We start from the raw sequence: 18,893 nt of genomic DNA on the forward strand, positions 1-18,893 counted from the left end.
CCGGTTGCCGCTGTTTATAATCTTTCCGACTCGTTCACTTCGTGATGTTGTTCACGTTGTTCCCTGTCGATGGAGCGGCATTATAGGGAGTTCTGAGCAGGCCGCAAGGGCTAATTTTAAGAAAAATTACCGTTTGCTGCATTCCACAGCAAATACACCGCTTATACCGTGTTTTACACAAACTTATCCACAGAGCAACATCTTGCTCAAATTTTACGAGCGCCGCGCAATCGTTTTCGCTACAATTTCGCGCGTCTGTTTTTACGTTCATTAAGGTAACAACTAAGAAAAATGAGATGCGAAAGGACAGTTATCTCAGTGCAAAGCCGCTCTTTTCTCAAAATTACTCTATATAAAGAGAAGAAAGCGCCTCTTGAACTCAGATAACACTCTTTACTGCGACTTCAAAGCCAAGGAAATAACCACCATGTTACAACCTCGTCCAATCCGCCGTGCCCTACTCAGCGTTTCTGATAAGGCCGGTATCGTAGAATTCGCCGAAGCTTTAGTGCAACGCGGCGTGGAATTGCTCTCTACAGGCGGAACTGCTCGCTTACTCGCTGATGCAGGCCTGCCGGTGACCGAAGTTTCTGACTACACCGGGTTCCCGGAGATGATGGATGGACGCGTCAAGACCTTGCACCCAAAAGTGCACGGCGGGATTTTAGGTCGCAGAGGCAAAGACGATGAGATCATGGCGCAACACGCCATCGCGCCTATTGATATGGTGGTCGTCAACCTTTACCCGTTTGCCCAAACCGTTGCGCGCCCAGACTGTTCACTGGAAGACGCGGTTGAGAATATTGATATCGGCGGGCCAACCATGGTTCGCTCAGCGGCGAAGAACCATAAAGACGTGGCGATTGTGGTTAAGAATGGGGACTTCGCTTCTATTATAGAAGAGATGGATAACAACGACGGCTCCCTGACGCTGGAAACCCGTTTCAACCTGGCGATTAAAGCCTTTGAGCACACCGCGGCTTACGACGGCATGATTGCCAACTACTTCGGTACTATGGTTCCGGCTTACCACGGCGAAACCGACAAGCCTTCCGGCCAGTTCCCGCGCACCCTGAATCTGAGCTACATCAAGAAGCAAGATATGCGTTATGGCGAGAACAGCCATCAAAACGCAGCCTTCTATATAGAAGAGAATGTTAGCGAAGCTTCGGTCGCCACCTCGCAGCAGCTGCAAGGCAAAGCGCTCTCTTACAACAATATTGCGGATACCGATGCTGCTCTGGAGTGTGTGAAAGAGTTTGCAGAGCCGGCCTGCGTCATTGTTAAGCACGCCAACCCGTGCGGCGTAGCCATCGGCGATTCCATTCTGGCAGCCTATGAGCGCGCCTATAAAACCGACCCGACTTCTGCTTTCGGCGGCATTATCGCTTTCAACCGCGAGTTGGATGCTGATACCGCCAAAGCCATCATCAGCCGCCAGTTTGTGGAGGTGATCATCGCCCCTTCCGTGAGCGAAGAGGCTCTGGCACTGACCGCGGCTAAACAAAACGTTCGCGTGTTAACCTGCGGACAGTGGCAAAGCCGCCAAAACGCGCTGGACTTCAAACGCGTGAATGGCGGCCTGTTAGTGCAAGACCGAGATTTGGGTATGGTTGAAGCCTCAGACCTGCGCGTGGTCTCTTCCCGCCAGCCGACTGAGCAAGAGCTGTCCGATGCCCTGTTCTGCTGGAAAGTGGCGAAGTTCGTTAAATCCAACGCCATTGTTTATGCCCGCGACAAAATGACGATCGGCATTGGCGCAGGCCAAATGAGCCGCGTCTACTCGGCGAAGATTGCCGGTATCAAAGCCGGGGATGAAGGTTTAGAAGTGGCGGGTTCCGTCATGGCGTCCGACGCCTTCTTCCCATTCCGCGATGGTATTGATGCCGCCGCTGCCGTGGGCATTACCTGCGTGATTCAGCCGGGCGGTTCAATTCGCGATGATGAAGTTATCGCCGCGGCAAACGAGCACGGTATCGCCATGCTCTTTACCGACATGCGTCATTTCCGCCATTAATTCATAGACCACGACTCATTTTTTAGCGGGCTGACTCAGCCCGCTCACCCGGAGCTTCTCATGAATATTTTAATTATTGGTAACGGCGGGCGTGAACACGCCTTAGCGTGGAAAGCCTCACAGTCCCCGCTGGCGGATAAAGTCTATGTTGCTCCAGGCAATGCGGGCACGGCACTAGAGCCTCTGCTTGAGAATGTGGACATCGCCGCCACCGACGTTGCTGGCCTGCTGGCCTTCGCCCAGAGCCACAACATTGGTCTGACAATCGTTGGGCCAGAAGCGCCGCTGGTTATCGGCGTAGTAGACGCTTTCCGTGCTGCCGGTTTGAAAATCTTCGGCCCGACGCAAGAAGCGGCCCAGCTTGAAGGGTCAAAAGCCTTCACCAAAGATTTCTTAGCTCGCCACAAGATCCCAAGTGCGGATTACCAGAACTTTACCGAAGTTGAGCCAGCACTGGCCTACCTGCGCAGCAAAGGCGCGCCAATCGTCATCAAAGCCGACGGCCTTGCCGCAGGTAAAGGCGTGATTGTCGCCATGACGCTGGAAGAGGCAGAAGCCGCCGTTAATGACATGCTGGCGGGAAATGCCTTTGGCGACGCCGGGCATAGAATTGTTATCGAAGAGTTCCTCGACGGCGAAGAAGCCAGCTTTATCGTCATGGTTGATGGCAAAAATGTGCTGCCGATGGCCACCAGCCAAGACCACAAGCGCGTCGGCGATGGCGATACTGGCCCGAACACCGGCGGCATGGGTGCCTATTCACCGGCTCCGGTAGTGACCGATGAGATCCACCAGCGCGTGATGGATCAGGTGATCTGGCCAACCGTGCGCGGCATGGCGGCTGAGAACAACACCTATACTGGCTTCCTGTACGCTGGTCTGATGATTTCTGCCGACGGCCAGCCGAAGGTGATTGAATTCAACTGCCGCTTTGGCGACCCAGAAACTCAGCCAATCATGCTGCGTCTGCGCTCTGACCTGGTGGAGCTGTGTCTTGCCGGTGCAGAAGGTCGCTTGGACGAAGTGACCTCAGAATGGGATCCGCGCCCTTCTCTTGGCGTGGTTCTGGCCGCGGGCGGCTATCCGGGGAACTACCACAATGGTCAGCCGATCCACGGCTTGCCGCTGGAGGAAGTGCCGGACGGTAAAGTGTTCCACGCCGGGACCCGTCTGCAGAATGAGCGCGTCGTGACCAACGGTGGCCGCGTGCTCTGTGTTACCGCACTGGGCAAAACGGTGGCCGCCGCACAGTTACGCGCTTACCAGTTGGCGAAAGATATCAGTTGGGAAGGCAGCTTCTGCCGTAAAGATATCGGTTATCGCGCCATTGCTCGCGAGCAAGACCAGTAACCCCTGCCCCAGAACGGCAAAAGGCACGCTTCGGCGTGCCTTTCTTATTTATACAGCTTTCGCCAAGTCTCTTGGCTTATAAGTCGGACTCTTTCGGTTCCCACTTACAGAAATCTTCATTGGCCACCAGCAGCAATTCATCCCCTTCTGGCGCACTGAGCCAAGCTAGCCCAAGGCGGTCATTGGCCTGCGCGGCGCGCTTGGCTAACCAAACCTGCGAGCGAACGCTGAGGCTTAGAGTGACGGGCTGGCCCGCGCAAGAGGTAATATTGCCCTGTTTCCACTGCCCCTGAATCAGCTGGACGTTACCGGCGCGCAGCGTGTTGCTGAGTTCGAGCAACTTCGCGGCTTTATATTTGTACAGCTCGATATCATCTGACGAGAGCTTTTCCCGGCGTTCGGGGAGCTGTCTCTGCATAAAGCTGACGTGGCCTTCATTGTCGAATCGCAGCATCACTCCAAGATCGGTCTTGGTGGCGTGGGTTTCGCGCATCAGGTGCAGTTGGTCTTGCTGATATTCATAGCGGGTGATCACCGTGTCACCACCATAGTAGGGGCTGTACACGTTGACGATAGTTTGAGGGTGGTGGTCGGCGTTGTCGCGACGCCACAGGCGATTAATCCCTTGGTCAGCGACATAACCACTGGCGCTGAACAGCGGCGTGGTGTCTTTGGAACTGCAACCCACCAAACCGAGTACCAGCAAAGCGGCAGCCAGTTTGGAGGTGATAAACAAAAGGGGCCGCTTAGCCGCCCCCTCGCTTATTCTTTTCACTGCAAGCAATTACTTAACAGCGTCTTTCAGAGCTTTACCAGAAACGAACGCAGGCACGTTGGCAGCTGCGATTTTGATTTCTTTACCAGTCTGTGGGTTACGACCAGTACGCTCGTTACGATGATTTACCTTGAAAGTCCCGAAACCAACCAATTGTACAGCATCACCTTCTTTCAGAGACTCGGTAATAGCAGACAGTGTAGATTCAAGAGCAACTTTGGCCTGTGCTTTGGAAAGATCAGCTTTGTCCGCAATTACATCAATCAGTTGAGTCTTGTTCATAAGTTATCCTTTACAGTGTGTTTATCGTTTGCAAAGCATCGAGTGCGACGGATATGCCGATTGACAGCACCCTCCTGCATACACGCACCGATAGCCACTTTTTTTACGCACCCCAAATGTAGACCAGACAGGGTGCGGATGTGAAGCCTTAAGGCACGACAAATCAGGCGTTAAATCACGTTTTCTTGCCTTATTGCGCTAAATTTATGCCAATGTTACTCACGGCGGCTTCACGCAGGTCAGAACGTAACCCTTTTATTAATTCAAGGTCACGCTCTTCACAGTCAGCCAACAGGCGGAAAATCTCCCATTGGATGTCCCATTCTTCCTCAACAGCAGGGATAACTTTCAGTTCTTCATCGGTCATTTCTTTGCCAGCCTGAGTCATCTCAAGCATAGCAACGGTGCGAATTGACGTTTCACTGACAGCAATCGCATGCGAGAGCGTCTCACCGCTGAGCCGCGAGTGGATCAGTTCACCTAATGCGATACAGGCGTCAATTGCTGGGTAAACGCCGTAAATATCGTAGTCTTCAGCAGAAGGCACCGCCTCCTCTAACTTCTCAAGCTGTGTGTCAAAATTGACTTTGGCGTCCTTGACCACCAGCGTTTCCCAAACCAAATCCAAGATACGACGGTACAGCTGTGGTTCGCCGAACCCGGATTGCAGACAGAACATCTGATAGTTGGGATACATGCGCTCACAAAGGCTCGCCATAAACGTCAGGTGTTGCCAGCTTTCTAGCTTCTCCAGACGTAAATGTATCGGATTACGTAACATGGTTGGTTCTCGTTAACTTTTTCTGCGCAGGAGTTTACCTGAAATGATTGCAGATCCCTATGCCTTGATTCCTAAAGATTCCCGCTCAGGCGCTGCCAGCGCTGAAATGCTACCCTATTTGAGGCGACGGCGTCGGCCCAACGAGTAGGTTCAGGTAGTCGATAACCCCGCATGCATTGTTCCACCCAGAAAAAAGCAGATTCTATGCTGATGTGATTTCCGGGTGAAATGAACAATGGGTTACAGCGTAGTTTACTGCGCCACACCCAGCCAATTTGTTCGTCGCGGTCATACAGCGACTGTCGGCTATGCAGGGCATCTTCGAGGGGTAAAAACTTGCCGAACAGGCGGCTTTTTGCGACACCAATGGTCGGCACGTCGATCATCAAGCCAAAATGGCTGGCGACGCCCAAACGTCTTGGATGCGCAATGCCCTGCCCGTCTACCAGCACTAAGTCAGGCTGCTGTTGAAGCTGCTGCCAGGCCTGCATCAGCGCTGGCAGCTCACGGAAAGAGAGAAAACCGGGGATATAGGGCATGGTGGTCGCGATACGGGCAATCTGGTATTCCACCAGCTCAAGGGAGGGATAACTCAGGATAGCAATCGCCGCCCGCGTCACCTCGCCCCCCTGCTCGAATCCTACGTCAGCACCGGCAATAAAGCGCGGCGTCTGAAAACCGTCCGGGTCCTGTAGGACAATATTATCCGCCAGCACCCTCTGCTCTTCTCGTAAAACTCGAGTATCAATCATTCCTATACCTTATAAGCGCTTACTGATGGAAACGGCGCGATAAGTTGTGCACGGCCTCCACGAAGACGCCGGCATTCTCAGGCGGCACGTCCTGATGAATGCCATGTCCCAGGTTGAAGACGTGACCATTACCGCTGCCGAAACCAGATAAAATCGTTTCGACTTCCTGCTCAATGCGCGCAGGCTTAGCGTAAAGCATAGACGGGTCCATGTTACCTTGCAGGGCAACTTTGTCGCCCACGCGACGGCGCGCATCGGCAATGTCCGTGGTCCAGTCCAGACCCAGCGCGTCACAGCCGGTGGCAGCCATCGCTTCCAGCCACTGCCCTCCGCCTTTGGTGAACAGCGTTACCGGCACGCGGCGTCCGTCGTGTTCACGAATCAGGCCATCAACGATTTTATGCATATAGTTCAGGGAGAATTCGCGGTAATCGCGAGGGGTCAGCACGCCGCCCCAGGTGTCGAACACCATCACCGACTGAGCGCCGGCTTTGATTTGCGCGTTGAGATACAAAATCACGCTGTCCGCCAGCTTATCCAGCAACAGGTGCAGGGTTGCCGGTTCGGCATACATCATCTTTTTCAGTTTGGTGAAGACTTTGCTGCTGCCGCCTTCAACCATATAGGTCGCCAGCGTCCACGGACTGCCGGAGAAGCCAATCAGCGGCACTTCGCCTTTCAGGTTTTTGCGAATGGTGCGCACGGCATTCATCACATAGCCCAATTCCATCTCTGGATCAGGGATTGGCAGCTTTTCAACGTCAGCGCGGCAGGTCAGCGGAGAAGTGAAACGCGGGCCTTCGCCAGTCTCGAAATACAGCCCAAGGCCCATGGCATCAGGAATGGTCAGAATATCGGAGAACAGGATCGCCGCATCCAGCGCATAACGGCGCAGAGGCTGTAGCGTCACTTCACACGCCAGCTCGGCGTTTTTGCACAGCGACATAAAATCCCCGGCCTGCGCGCGAGTCTCTTTGTATTCTGGCAAATAGCGCCCGGCCTGACGCATCATCCACACCGGGGTCACATCAACGGGCTGACGCAGTAAAGCGCGCAGGTAGCGATCGTTCTTCAACTCACTCATTGTTACTCATTCCTTCAATAATCTTGGCCGCACGGCATTCATCTGGGCGGCATTGTAGCATGCCTGCTATTCGGCATCGCCGTCACGCTCGGCGCGGCACAGCACGACAGTATCTTCAATCAGTCGACGGGCAATAGTGCCGACCGGCGGCAGCTGCGGTAAGGCGTCGAAGCGATACCACCCAGCGTTAAGCAGCTCTTTCGGGTCGTGTTTGATGTCGCCGCCGTCGTATTCCGCCATAAAGGCCATCATCAGGGAGTTCGGGAAAGGCCACGGCTGGGAGCTGACATAACGCACGTTTTTAACGCGCACATTGCTCTCTTCCATCACTTCGCGGGCCACGGTCTCTTCCAGCGTTTCGCCAACTTCGACAAACCCGGCCAGCACGGTGTGGATGCCATTGCGGTGGCGAACATGCTGCGCCAGCAAAATCTCTTCACCTTTACGGATAGCGACGATAATGCAGGGGGCGATTTGCGGGTAATAGCGTTCACGGCAGTGGCTGCACAGGGCGGCCCACTCGGTTTTGCTGACTTGCATTTCATGGCCGCAGTAACCGCAAAACTTATGCGAACGGTAGAACTCGGCGAGCTGCACGCCGCGCCCCACCAGCTGGAATAAGCCTTTGTCCTGATCCAGCAGTTGGCGTGCGGAGAACATATTGTTGTCCATCGCCTGACGAACCAGCCAAACCGGCGCACCCTGCCATTCGCCAATTTGTCGGCCAATTTTGCCAATCAGCGAGAATTGCGCCGCATTACCAAAAGGTAATTCGCCCTGTGGCAGCCACAGCTTGCCCTCGTGGCTGATCACCCACCAGCCGTTATGTTGGTCTGTTATCTGTAATTCCATATTGTTGTTGCATAACCTCGACGAGACTGACAATCTGGTTTTCGGAAGTTAAATATTAGTAACCTTTAACCTTTTGGTTACTTTTCTCTCGCTCACGGAGTCAACCATGCTAAATCGTCTGGAAAGACTGACCCAACGCGTTGGTGGCAGTAACGAGTTAATCGATCAGTGGCTTCATGCGCGCAAAGAACTCTTAGTCTCCTATTGCACGCTTGTTGGACTGAAACCGAACAAAGAAAAGCATACCCCGCTAAACGAAAAAGCGCTGGATAACTTTTGCCACAACTTGGTGGATTATCTCTCAGCCGGCCATTTCCACCTTTACCACCGTATTATCGATGAAGTTGAAGGTATCGACAGCCCAAAACAGCTGATTGCGTCGAAAATCTATCCAGCCCTTGAACTGAACACCGAAGCTATCATGGCTTTCCATGACAGTTATACCGAAACAGATATCACCGATGACAACGCCTTTGCTTTCCACTATGCGCTTTCCGATATCGGCGAAGCTTTAGATGCGCGCTTTGTCCTTGAAGATCAGCTAATTACCTTAGCATTCGAACCTTCACAAGATGTGTTACCACCCGTTGCAAACGACCAGATCCTCGAACGTCCGGCGTAATTTCGAAACAATCGATTAACCTATTTCAACATTAAATAACCCTATCTGGGTTGTAGTTTATTTTTCAGCCCCCTATATTGGGGCTTCTTGTCGGAGTGCCTAGCGCATGATGTTCCTCACGGACGTTACGCCAGGCTGAGACCGTTAATTCGGGATCCGCGGAACCTGATCGGGTTAATACCCGCGAAGGGAACAAGAGTAATGTCATGCGTTTAGCCTCATTTCGGCCCTGCATCGCCACGGCCTTTGGCGGCTAAATCGACCGTTTTTACTCCTGCCGTAAACCTCCAGACAAGCAATTTTCCATCACGTAACGTTTTTTATCATGAAAAACACGAGGAATTTGCTATGTCGAGCATTCAGTCAAACACCCCTAAAAAGCCCGTAAACCGTCGCGAGCAGCGCGCCGAAGCTCAAGATTTTATCGACAGCCTGCAGGGCGTCGCCTTCCCTAACTCCAAACGTATTTATCTGCAAGGCGAGCGCGCCGACGTGCGCGTGCCGATGCGCGAGATCCAACTCAGCCCGACGCTCATTAGCGGCACCAAAGACAATCCGCGCTATGAGGAAAACGAAGCCATTCCGGTGTATGACACCGCCGGGCCTTATGGCGATCCCGAGGCGACGATTGATGTCCACGCCGGTCTGGAGAAGCTGCGTGCGGGCTGGATTGCTTCACGCAACGATACCGAAGAGCTGCCACAGGTAAGCTCCGGCTTTACCCAGCAGCGTCTGGCCGATGACGGGCTGGACCACCTGCGCTTCGAGCATTTGCCTCGCCCGCGCAAGGCACTGGCGGGTAAAAATGTCACCCAGCTGCACTATGCCCGCCAGGGGATAATCACCCCGGAAATGGAGTTCATCGCCATCCGCGAAAACATGGGCCGTGAGCGAATTCGCGGTGAAGTGCTGCGCCAGCAGCATCCGGGGGAGAGCTTTGGTGCTCACCTGCCCGCCAATATCACGGCGGAATTCGTGCGTCAGGAAGTGGCCGCAGGCCGGGCGATTATCCCCGCTAACATCAACCATCCAGAGTCCGAACCGATGATTATCGGCCGCAACTTCTTGGTGAAAGTGAATGCCAACATCGGCAACTCGGCGGTGACTTCCTCTATCGAAGAAGAGGTGGAAAAACTGGTGTGGTCCACCCGCTGGGGCGCGGACACCGTAATGGACCTGTCCACTGGCCGCTATATCCACGAAACCCGCGAATGGATTTTGCGTAACAGCCCGGTGCCTATCGGCACAGTGCCGATCTACCAAGCCTTGGAAAAAGTGAATGGCATTGCAGAAGACCTGAACTGGGAGATGTTCCGCGACACCCTGCTGGAGCAAGCGGAGCAAGGCGTTGACTACTTCACCATCCACGCGGGCGTGCTGCTGCGCTACGTGCCAATGACTGCCAAACGCCTAACAGGCATTGTGTCGCGCGGCGGCTCAATCATGGCGAAATGGTGCCTGTCGCACCATAAAGAGAGCTTCCTGTTTGAGCATTTCCGCGAAATTTGTGAGATTTGCGCCGCCTATGACGTCTCTCTGTCGCTGGGCGATGGCCTGCGTCCGGGTTCTATTCAGGATGCCAATGACGAAGCCCAGTTCGCCGAGCTGCGCACCTTGGGCGAGCTGACCAAAATCGCCTGGGAATATGATGTTCAGGTGATGATTGAAGGGCCGGGCCACGTGCCGATGCAGATGATCCGCCGCAACATGACGGAAGAGCTGGAACACTGCCACGAGGCACCGTTCTACACGCTGGGGCCACTGACCACGGACATTGCGCCGGGCTATGATCACTTCACCTCGGGTATCGGCGCGGCGATGATCGGCTGGTTCGGCTGCGCCATGCTGTGTTATGTCACGCCGAAAGAGCACCTCGGCCTGCCGAACAAAGAGGACGTGAAGCAAGGGTTGATCACCTACAAGATTGCCGCCCACGCGGCGGATCTGGCGAAAGGGCATCCGGGCGCGCAGATCCGCGATAACGCCATGTCGAAAGCGCGTTTTGAATTCCGCTGGGAAGATCAGTTCAATCTGGCTCTCGATCCCGCCACGGCGCGGGCCTACCACGATGAAACTCTGCCGCAGGAGTCAGGCAAAGTTGCCCACTTCTGCTCAATGTGCGGCCCGAAATTCTGCTCGATGAAAATCACCCAAGAAGTGCGCGATTACGCAGCCACCTTGGAAACTCAGGCGCAGCCTATCGAGATTGTGCAAACCGGCATGGCGCAAATGTCGTCTGAGTTCCGTTCACGCGGCAGCGAGCTTTACCACCCGGCCGACAGCTTCAGCGCGGAGGCCGGCAAATGAGCGCGCTAACCCACGCCTTCCCCGCCGTTCCTTTCCGTCTGGGGCTTTACCCGGTGGTAGACAGCGTTGAATGGATAGCCCGCCTGCTGGAGGCAGGCGTTAAAACTATTCAGCTGCGGGTCAAAGACCTGCCTGACGAAGAGGTCGAACCGGCCATTATTCAGGCCATCGCATTGGGCTATCAGCATCAGGCACAGCTGTTTATTAATGACTATTGGCGTCTGGCGGTGAAACATCGGGCCTACGGCGTGCATCTCGGACAGGAAGATCTCGACACTGCCGACTTAGGGGCAATTCACGCCGCCGGGCTGCGTTTGGGGGTTTCGACCCATGACGATGCCGAGCTGGCGCGCGCCGTGGCGGTGAAGCCTTCTTATATCGCCCTCGGCCATATTTTCCCGACGCAAACCAAAGAGATGCCTTCCGCGCCGCAGGGCTTGCAGGAGCTGGAGCGCCACATCAGGCAGCTCGACGGCAGCTTCCCCACCGTGGCGATTGGCGGCATTAGCATCGACAAAGCGCCGTCGGTGTTAGCCACCGGCGTCGGCAGCATCGCGGTGGTCAGCGCCATTACGCAGGCGGCGGACTGGCGCAAGGCAACCGCGGAACTTCTGGCGCTCTGCGCCAGTGAAGAGGCTGATGATGCTCAATGATCAATCCTTTATGCGTTACAGCCGCCAGCTGCTGCTCGAGGAGTTTGGCCCCGACGGGCAGGAGAAAATAGACGCCGCCAAGGTGCTGATTGTCGGCCTTGGCGGGCTAGGCTCTCCCGCCTCGCTCTACCTTGCGGCGGCTGGCGTCGGCAAACTGACGCTGGCGGATGACGACGCACTGCATATTTCGAATTTGCAGCGGCAGGTTATCTATCGCAGCGCCGACGTGGATAAGCCCAAGGCGGCGGTCGCCAAGCGCGAGTTACTCAGGCTGAACCCGGAGTGTGAAATCGTGGCAATCGAGCAGCGGCTGGAGGGTCAGCCCCTCACCGAGGCGGTGCGAGCTGCGGATCTGGTGCTGGATTGCAGCGACAACATGGCCACTCGACACGCCATCAATCAGGCCTGCGTTGAGAATCAAAAAACCTTGATTAGCGGCAGCGCGGTGGGCTTTAGCGGCCAGCTGCTGGTGCTCGAACCGCCTTATTCTCACGGCTGCTACGCCTGCCTCTACCCCGACCACCACACGCCGGTGCGCAATTGCCGCACCGCCGGGGTGCTCGGCCCGGTGGTCGGTGTGATTGGCACGCTGCAAGCCTTAGAAGCCTTGAAAATTATCGCCGGGCTCGGCAGTTCGCTGAGCGGAAAATTACGCTTATTCGACGGCAAACAGCAAAGCTGGCGGACGGCCCAACTCACGCGCTCAGACCTTTGCGCGGTATGTGGAGCTAAACCGTGAAGCTGATGATAAATGATGAACCTCACCATTTCGCCGCGCCTCTCACCCTGCTGGACCTACTTGAACAGCTGAATCACTCGCAGGAGGGCAGCGCACTGGCGGTTAATCAGGTGATTATTCCTCGCCACAACTGGTCTTCGCACATGTTGACCGACGGCGACAATATCTTGCTGTTTCAGGCCATCGCTGGAGGATGACATGTTAAAGATTGCTGATATGACTTTTACCTCGCGTCTGTTTACCGGAACCGGAAAGTTCGCCAGCGCGTCGCTGATGCAGCAGGCCCTTGCCGCGTCGGGCTCGCAGCTGGTGACCATGGCGATGAAGCGCGTGGACCTGCGCCGCGGCGGCGACGACATTCTTGCGCCGCTGCAAAAGCTGGGCGTCAAACTGCTGCCGAACACCTCGGGGGCGAAAACGGCTGAAGAGGCGATTTTTGCCGCCCAGCTGGCGCGAGAAGCGCTGGGCACTCATTGGGTGAAACTGGAAATTCACCCGGATGTGAAATACCTGCTGCCGGATGCCGTTGAAACCCTGAAAGCGGCAGAAACGCTGGTAAAACAAGGCTTTGTGGTGTTGCCTTATTGCGGTGCCGACCCGGTGCTGTGTAAGCGTTTGGAAGAAGTGGGCTGCGCGGCGGTCATGCCGCTTGGCGCGCCAATTGGCTCCAATCAGGGTTTGATCACCCGCGAGTTCCTGCAAATCATCATCGAACAGGCCCGCGTGCCGGTGATTGTGGATGCCGGAATTGGTACGCCAAGTCAGGCGGCGGATGCGCTGGAAATCGGCGCGGACGCGGTGTTGGTCAATACGGCGATTGCCGTCGCGGGCGACCCAATCGCCATGGCGCAGGCTTTCAAACTCGCGGTAGAAGCCGGCGCGCTGGCCCGCCACAGCGGTCTCGGCGGCAAACACCGCACGGCGTCGGCCTCCAGCCCGCTCACCGGATTCCTTTCTGCTTCGGCTGAGAGTGCCACATCATGAGTACTTTTACCCAAGTCTGGGAAACCCTCGACTGGGATGACCTGTCGTTGCGGATTAATAGCAAAACAGCTGGCGATGTCGAGCGCGCGCTTGGTAAAACGAAAATCAGTCGCGATGATTTTATGGCGCTGATCTCCCCCGCCGCGCTGCCCTATCTCGAGCAGATGGCGCAAAAGGCGCAGGCGCTGACTCGCCAACGCTTCGGCAACACGGTGAATTTCTTCGCCCCGCTCTACTTATCTAATCTTTGCGCCAACGAATGCACCTACTGCGGCTTCTCAATGAGTAACCGCATCAAGCGCAAAACGCTGGATGAAGAAGAGATTGACCGCGAGTGTGACGCCTTAAACAGCTTAGGTTTCAAGCACCTGCTGCTGGTGACGGGTGAGCATAAAAGCAAAGTGGGAATGGACTACTTCCGCCAGCATTTCCCGGCGATTCGTCAGAAATTCGATTCCCTGATGATTGAGGTTCAGCCGCTGGCGCAGGATGAATATGCCGAACTGAAAACGCTGGGGCTGGACGGCGTGCTGGTGTATCAGGAAACCTATCATGCGCCGACCTACGCCCTGCACCACCTGCGCGGGCAGAAGCAGGACTTTTTCTGGCGGCTGGAAACGCCGGACAGGCTGGGCCGAGCAGGCGTGGATAAAATCGGGCTGGGCGCCCTTTTCGGCCTCTCCAACAACTGGCGGACCGACAGCTATATGGTGGCGGAGCACCTGTTTTATTTGCAACAAACTTACTGGCAGACGCGCTACTCCGTGGCTTTCCCACGATTGCGCCCCTGTGCGGGAGGGATTGAGCCTGCGTCGATCCTTGAAGAGAATCAGCTGGTGCAGCTGATCTGCGCTTTTCGGCTATTTACGCCGGATGTCGAACTTTCGCTTTCCACCCGCGAATCGCCTTACTTTCGCGATCACGTGGTGCCGCTGGCGATCAACACGGTCAGCGCAGGATCTAAAACACAGCCCGGCGGCTATGCCGATGATGACCATCCCGAGCTGGAGCAGTTTGCTCCGCACGATAACCGTTCGCCAAAACGCGTGGCCGAGGCTCTGACGCTGGCTGGGTTGCAGCCGGTGTGGAAAGACTGGGACAGTTTCCTTGGACGCGCCTCGCAACAAAATGCTGATTCGCTGAGAGCCAAAACTATTATCTGAATAGGGATCGGGAGGCTGATAACCGGCCCTCGCCGATAAAAGTGGCAAAGGATAAGGTGTCTTTGCCGCGACAATTGTGCCGTGGCCGGAGCCAGCCATCCCGGCTCCGCCTCCCAAAAGCCGCCCTAAACTGGTCTCATCCCCGGTTCAGGGCGGTACCTCTTTGCCCCGCCACCAGCAAATTTTCCTTCTAGAGTGCGCTTTCAACAGGCAAAAAAAAACCGCCCCCGAAGGAGCGGTTTTCACGCAGTCTGCTATCAAAAACGATTACTCGTCGTTGTTACCAAAACCGGCGTTCAGCAATTCAGCCAAGTTAGCCGTTGCTTCGTCCGCGCTAACCTGCGGAACAACAGGCACTTCGCCCTGTGCTTTACGGCGAGCACGATCCTGATGATAAGCGTAACCGGTACCGGCTGGGATCAGACGGCCAACGATGACGTTTTCTTTCAGGCCGCGCAGTTCATCACGTTTACCCGCAACAGCGGCTTCGGTAAGAACGCGCGTCGTTTCCTGGAACGATGCAGCGGAGATGAAGGACTCGGTCGCCAAGGATGCCTTGGTGATACCCAGCAGGTCACGGGTGTACGTGGCCGTGATTTTGCCTTCAGCTTCCAACTGACGGTTAGCGATTTTAACGCGAGACATTTCTGCCTGCTCGCCTTCCAGGAAGTCGGTGCCACCAGCGCTAACGATGGTGCCTTTACGCAACATCTGACGAACGATAACTTCGATGTGTTTATCGTTAATCTTAACGCCTTGCAGACGGTAAACTTCCTGCACTTCGTTGGTGATGTAACGGGTAACCGCATGAACACCACGTAAACGCAGAATGTCGTGTGGAGATTCTGGGCCGTCAGATACAACGTCACCACGTTCCACAACTTCGCCTTCGAACACGTTCAGCTGACGCCATTTCGGGATCATTTCTTCGTAAGCATCGCTGCCATCCAACGGAGAAATTACCAGACGACGCTTGCCTTTGGTCTCTTTACCGAAGGAGATGATCCCGCTGATTTCAGCAAGGATTGCAGGCTCTTTCGGACGACGCGCTTCGAACAAGTCAGCAACGCGTGGCAGACCACCGGTGATGTCCTTGGTACCGCCGGATTCCTGAGGAATACGCGCCAAGGTGTCACCTGGGTGAATCTGAGTACCATCTTCCAGCTGTACAATTGCTTTACCTGGCAGGAAGTATTGAGCAGGCATATCAGTACCTGGGATCAATACGTCGTCGCCTTTGGCGTCAACAATTTTCAGTGCCGGACGCAGGTCTTTACCGCTACCAGTACGCTCTGCAGAATCCAGAACAACCAGTGAAGACAAACCAGTCAAATCATCGGTCTGACGGGTAATGGTCTGGGTATCAACCATATCAGCGAAGCGAATGAAACCGCCCACTTCACTGATTACAGGCATGGTGTGCGGATCCCAGTTAGCTACGGTTTCGCCGCCGTTAACTGCCTGACCGTCACCTTTGCCCATGATGGAACCGTAAGGCACTTTATAGCTTTCTTTGGTACGACCAAATTCGTCGATCAATTTCAGCTCGGTGTTACGAGAAGTGATAACCAGTTTGCCGTTAGCGTTAGTAACGTGCTTGTGGTTGCTCAGCTTAATCGTACCGGTGTTTTTCACCTGAATGCTGGATTCTGCTGCCGCACGAGATGCCGCACCACCGATGTGGAACGTACGCATCGTCAGCTGAGTACCCGGCTCACCGATGGACTGTGCTGCGATAACACCTACTGCTTCACCTTTGTTGATGATGTGACCACGTGCCAGGTCGCGACCGTAGCAGTTTGCACACACACCAAAATCGGTTTCACAGCTTACGACTGAACGTACTTTCACGCTGTCGACTGAGTTCTCTTCTAACAGATCACAGGTCTTCTCGTGAAGCAGGGTGTTACGTGGAACCAGAATATCCGCCGTACCCGGCTTAAGGATATCTTCAGCAGTTACACGACCCAGAACGCGTTCGCGCAGTGGTTCTTTAACGTCGCCACCTTCGATGACCGGAGTCATCATGATGCCTTCGTGAGTACCACAGTCGTCTTCGGTCACTACCAGGTCCTGTGCCACGTCAACCAGACGACGGGTCAGATAACCGGAGTTCGCAGTTTTCAATGCTGTATCCGCCAAACCTTTACGAGCACCGTGGGTCGAGATGAAGTACTGGAGTACGTTCAGACCTTCACGGAAGTTCGCGGTGATTGGCGTTTCAATGATGGAACCATCTGGCTTAGCCATCAGGCCACGCATACCGGCCAGCTGACGAATCTGTGCAGCGGAACCACGCGCACCGGAGTCGGCCATCATAAAGATGCTGTTGAAGGAAACCTGCTGCTCAACAACACCGTCACGGTTGACGACGTCTTCAACAGACAAGTTTTCCATCATTGCCTTAGCAACACGTTCGTTAGCTGCGGCCCAGATATCGATCACTTTGTTATAGCGTTCGCCAGCGGTTACCAGACCAGACTGGAACTGCTCCTGGATCTCAGCAACTTCGGTTTCTGCTTCTTCGATGATCTCTGCTTTCTTCGCAGGGATAACCATGTCATCGATACCTACTGACGCACCTGAACGGGCAGCGTAAGCAAAACCGGTGTACATGATCTGGTCAGCAAAAATAACGGTCGGCTTCAGGCCCAAAATGCGGTAACAGGTGTTCAGCATTTTGGAGATAGCTTTTTTACCCAACGGCTGGTTAACGATAGAGAACGGCAGACCTTTAGGTACGATCATCCACAGGATCGCACGGCCAACCGTAGTATCGATAATGGTCGTTTGGTGTACAGACTCGCCTTCAGTGTTTTTGATTTCTTCTGTAATACGCACTTTGACACGCGCATGCAGAGAAGCCAGACCGGCGCGGTAAATGCGCTCAGCTTCTTTAGGGCCAGTCAGAACCATGCCTTCGCCTTTGGCGTTAACACAGTCACGGGTCATGTAGTACAGACCCAATACAACGTCCTGAGAAGGAACGATGATTGGCTCGCCGTTCGCTGGTGACAGGATGTTGTTGGTAGACATCATCAACGCACGCGCTTCCAGCTGGGCTTCCAGCGTCAACGGTACGTGAACAGCCATTTGGTCACCATCGAAGTCGGCGTTATATGCCGCACAAACCAGCGGGTGCAGCTGGATTGCTTTACCTTCGATCAGAACCGGTTCAAACGCCTGGATACCCAAACGGTGCAGGGTTGGTGCACGGTTCAGCAGTACCGGGTGTTCGCGGATAACTTCGTCAAGGATGTCCCAAACGACAGCTTCTTCGCGCTCAACCATTTTCTTAGCAGCTTTGATGGTGGTCGCGAGGCCACGCAGTTCCAGCTTGCCGTAGATGAACGGTTTGAACAGTTCCAGAGCCATTTTCTTCGGCAGACCACACTGGTGCAGACGCAGGTATGGACCTACGGTGATAACGGAACGACCAGAGTAGTCGACACGTTTACCCAGCAAGTTCTGACGGAAACGACCTTGTTTACCTTTAATCATGTCTGCCAGAGATTTCAGCGGACGCTTGTTAGAGCCGGTGATAGCACGACCGCGACGGCCGTTATCCAGCAAAGCATCTACCGCTTCTTGCAGCATACGTTTTTCGTTACGTACGATGATGTCAGGCGCAGCCAAGTCCAGCAGGCGTTTCAGACGGTTGTTACGGTTGATAACGCGACGATACAGATCGTTCAGATCTGAGGTTGCGAAACGACCGCCGTCCAACGGAACCAATGGACGCAAGTCTGGCGGCAGTACTGGCAGCACGGTCAGGATCATCCACTCTGGCTTGTTACCAGATTGAACGAACGCTTCCAGCAGCTTGATACGCTTGGTCAGCTTCTTACGCTTGGTTTCGGAGTTGGTTTCGTTCAACTCTTCACGCAGCTGTTCGCACTCTGCTTCCAGATCCATGTTTTTCAACAGGGCCTGAATAGCTTCTGCGCCCATCTTGGCGTCGAATTCATCACCAAACTCTTCCAACGCGTCAAGATACTGCTCTTCAGTCAGGATCTGGCGTTTTTCGAGATTGGTCATACCGCCTTCGATAACCACATAGGATTCGAAGTACAGTACACGTTCGATATCACGCAGTGGCATATCCAGCAGCAAACCGATGCGCGATGGCAAAGATTTCAGGAACCAGATGTGTGCAGTTGGAGATGCCAGTTCGATGTGGCCCATACGCTCACGGCGTACTTTAGTCTGGGTCACTTCAACGCCGCACTTCTCACAGATCACGCCGCGATGTTTTAAACGCTTGTACTTACCGCACAGGCATTCGTAATCTTTTACTGGTCCGAAAATACGGGCACAGAAAAGGCCGTCACGCTCTGGTTTGAACGTACGGTAGTTAATGGTTTCTGGCTTCTTAACTTCACCAAAAGACCAAGAACGGATCATGTCTGGCGATGCCAGAGCAATTTTGATCGCATCAAACTCTTCGGTTTTAGTTTGCGCTTTCAGAAACTTTAGTAAGTCTTTCACGGATTGGCTCCCGTCGGGTTAGACCTGTTAGGCACCTGTTGTCT

17 protein-coding genes and 1 riboswitch are annotated in these 18,893 nt (G+C 54.6%); of the genes, 10 read left to right on the plus strand and 7 right to left on the minus strand.

The window, feature by feature from the left end:
* From ACT3RR_RS21670 to purD, 3 genes are all read left to right on the plus strand, one after another.
* The coding region (locus ACT3RR_RS21670) for a hypothetical protein (protein ID WP_496201097.1) at positions 1–274 on the plus strand (274 nt) is incomplete at its 5' end.
* 153 nt (positions 275–427) lie between these two features.
* Positions 428–2,017, plus strand: coding sequence for a bifunctional phosphoribosylaminoimidazolecarboxamide formyltransferase/IMP cyclohydrolase (purH, locus tag ACT3RR_RS21675; protein ID WP_353500615.1), 1,590 nt, complete (start codon positions 428–430; stop codon positions 2,015–2,017).
* A 60-nt stretch (positions 2,018–2,077) separates the two neighbouring features.
* Positions 2,078–3,367, plus strand: a complete 1,290-nt coding sequence (purD, locus tag ACT3RR_RS21680; protein ID WP_353500614.1) for a phosphoribosylamine--glycine ligase — start codon at positions 2,078–2,080, stop codon at positions 3,365–3,367.
* 76 nt (positions 3,368–3,443) lie between these two features.
* On the opposite strand, the gene ACT3RR_RS21685 is transcribed toward purD, so the two are convergent.
* The 6 genes from ACT3RR_RS21685 to nudC all read right to left on the minus strand — a co-directional run bounded on the left by ACT3RR_RS21685 (position 3,444) and on the right by nudC (position 7,893).
* Entirely contained in the window at positions 3,444–4,103 is a 660-nt protein-coding gene (locus tag ACT3RR_RS21685) for a DUF1481 domain-containing protein (protein ID WP_437341984.1), read from the minus strand.
* 48 nt (positions 4,104–4,151) lie between these two features.
* Positions 4,152–4,424: a nucleoid-associated protein HU-alpha gene (hupA, locus tag ACT3RR_RS21690; protein ID WP_013577396.1), complete on the minus strand. Its 273-nt coding sequence runs from the start codon at positions 4,422–4,424 to the stop codon at positions 4,152–4,154.
* 190 nt (positions 4,425–4,614) lie between these two features.
* Positions 4,615–5,205: a YjaG family protein gene (locus ACT3RR_RS21695; RefSeq protein ID WP_034795037.1), complete on the minus strand. Its 591-nt coding sequence runs from the start codon at positions 5,203–5,205 to the stop codon at positions 4,615–4,617.
* Positions 5,206–5,276: 71 nt separating this feature from the next.
* Positions 5,277–5,957 (minus strand): deoxyribonuclease V, encoded by a 681-nt coding sequence (nfi, locus tag ACT3RR_RS21700; protein WP_353500613.1) that lies wholly within the window; start codon positions 5,955–5,957, stop codon positions 5,277–5,279.
* A 19-nt stretch (positions 5,958–5,976) separates the two neighbouring features.
* The gene (gene hemE, locus ACT3RR_RS21705) at positions 5,977–7,041 is read right to left on the minus strand and encodes a uroporphyrinogen decarboxylase (protein ID WP_486034134.1); all 1,065 of its coding nucleotides are present in this window, start codon (positions 7,039–7,041) and stop codon (positions 5,977–5,979) included.
* 66 nt (positions 7,042–7,107) lie between these two features.
* On the minus strand, positions 7,108–7,893 hold the full coding sequence (gene nudC / locus ACT3RR_RS21710; RefSeq protein ID WP_496201098.1) for an NAD(+) diphosphatase: 786 nt from the start codon (positions 7,891–7,893) through the stop codon (positions 7,108–7,110).
* A 106-nt stretch (positions 7,894–7,999) separates the two neighbouring features.
* Between nudC and rsd the strand changes: the two genes are divergently transcribed.
* From rsd to thiH, 7 genes are all read left to right on the plus strand, one after another.
* Complete coding sequence (rsd, locus tag ACT3RR_RS21715) at positions 8,000–8,515, plus strand: sigma D regulator (protein WP_185688791.1); 516 nt, start codon at positions 8,000–8,002, stop codon at positions 8,513–8,515.
* Positions 8,516–8,596: 81 nt separating this feature from the next.
* Positions 8,597–8,724, plus strand: a riboswitch (TPP riboswitch).
* A 139-nt stretch (positions 8,725–8,863) separates the two neighbouring features.
* A complete protein-coding gene (gene thiC, locus ACT3RR_RS21720) occupies positions 8,864–10,822 on the plus strand; it encodes a phosphomethylpyrimidine synthase ThiC (RefSeq protein ID WP_486034136.1) in 1,959 nt (652 codons plus the stop codon).
* A complete protein-coding gene (thiE, locus tag ACT3RR_RS21725) occupies positions 10,819–11,475 on the plus strand; it encodes a thiamine phosphate synthase (protein ID WP_496201099.1) in 657 nt (218 codons plus the stop codon). The genes thiC and thiE overlap by 4 nt, the downstream gene beginning before the upstream one ends.
* On the plus strand, positions 11,465–12,214 hold the full coding sequence (locus ACT3RR_RS21730; RefSeq protein WP_353503873.1) for a HesA/MoeB/ThiF family protein: 750 nt from the start codon (positions 11,465–11,467) through the stop codon (positions 12,212–12,214). The genes thiE and ACT3RR_RS21730 overlap by 11 nt, the downstream gene beginning before the upstream one ends.
* Positions 12,211–12,411: a sulfur carrier protein ThiS gene (thiS, locus tag ACT3RR_RS21735; protein WP_353500574.1), complete on the plus strand. Its 201-nt coding sequence runs from the start codon at positions 12,211–12,213 to the stop codon at positions 12,409–12,411. Before ACT3RR_RS21730 ends, thiS begins: the two co-directional genes overlap by 4 nt.
* 1 nt (position 12,412) lies before the next feature.
* Entirely contained in the window at positions 12,413–13,198 is a 786-nt protein-coding gene (locus ACT3RR_RS21740) for a thiazole synthase (RefSeq protein ID WP_353500573.1), read from the plus strand.
* Positions 13,195–14,361, plus strand: coding sequence for a 2-iminoacetate synthase ThiH (thiH, locus tag ACT3RR_RS21745; RefSeq protein ID WP_496201100.1), 1,167 nt, complete (start codon positions 13,195–13,197; stop codon positions 14,359–14,361). Before ACT3RR_RS21740 ends, thiH begins: the two co-directional genes overlap by 4 nt.
* A gap of 267 nt (positions 14,362–14,628) precedes the next feature.
* On the opposite strand, the gene rpoC is transcribed toward thiH, so the two are convergent.
* Positions 14,629–18,849, minus strand: coding sequence for a DNA-directed RNA polymerase subunit beta' (gene rpoC, locus ACT3RR_RS21750; protein ID WP_353500572.1), 4,221 nt, complete (start codon positions 18,847–18,849; stop codon positions 14,629–14,631).
* Positions 18,850–18,893 lie beyond the last annotated feature (44 nt).

The sequence above is a fragment of the Ewingella sp. AOP8-B2-18 genome (assembly GCF_052376015.1).
In the GTDB taxonomy this organism is placed as follows: domain Bacteria; phylum Pseudomonadota; class Gammaproteobacteria; order Enterobacterales; family Enterobacteriaceae; genus Ewingella; species Ewingella allii.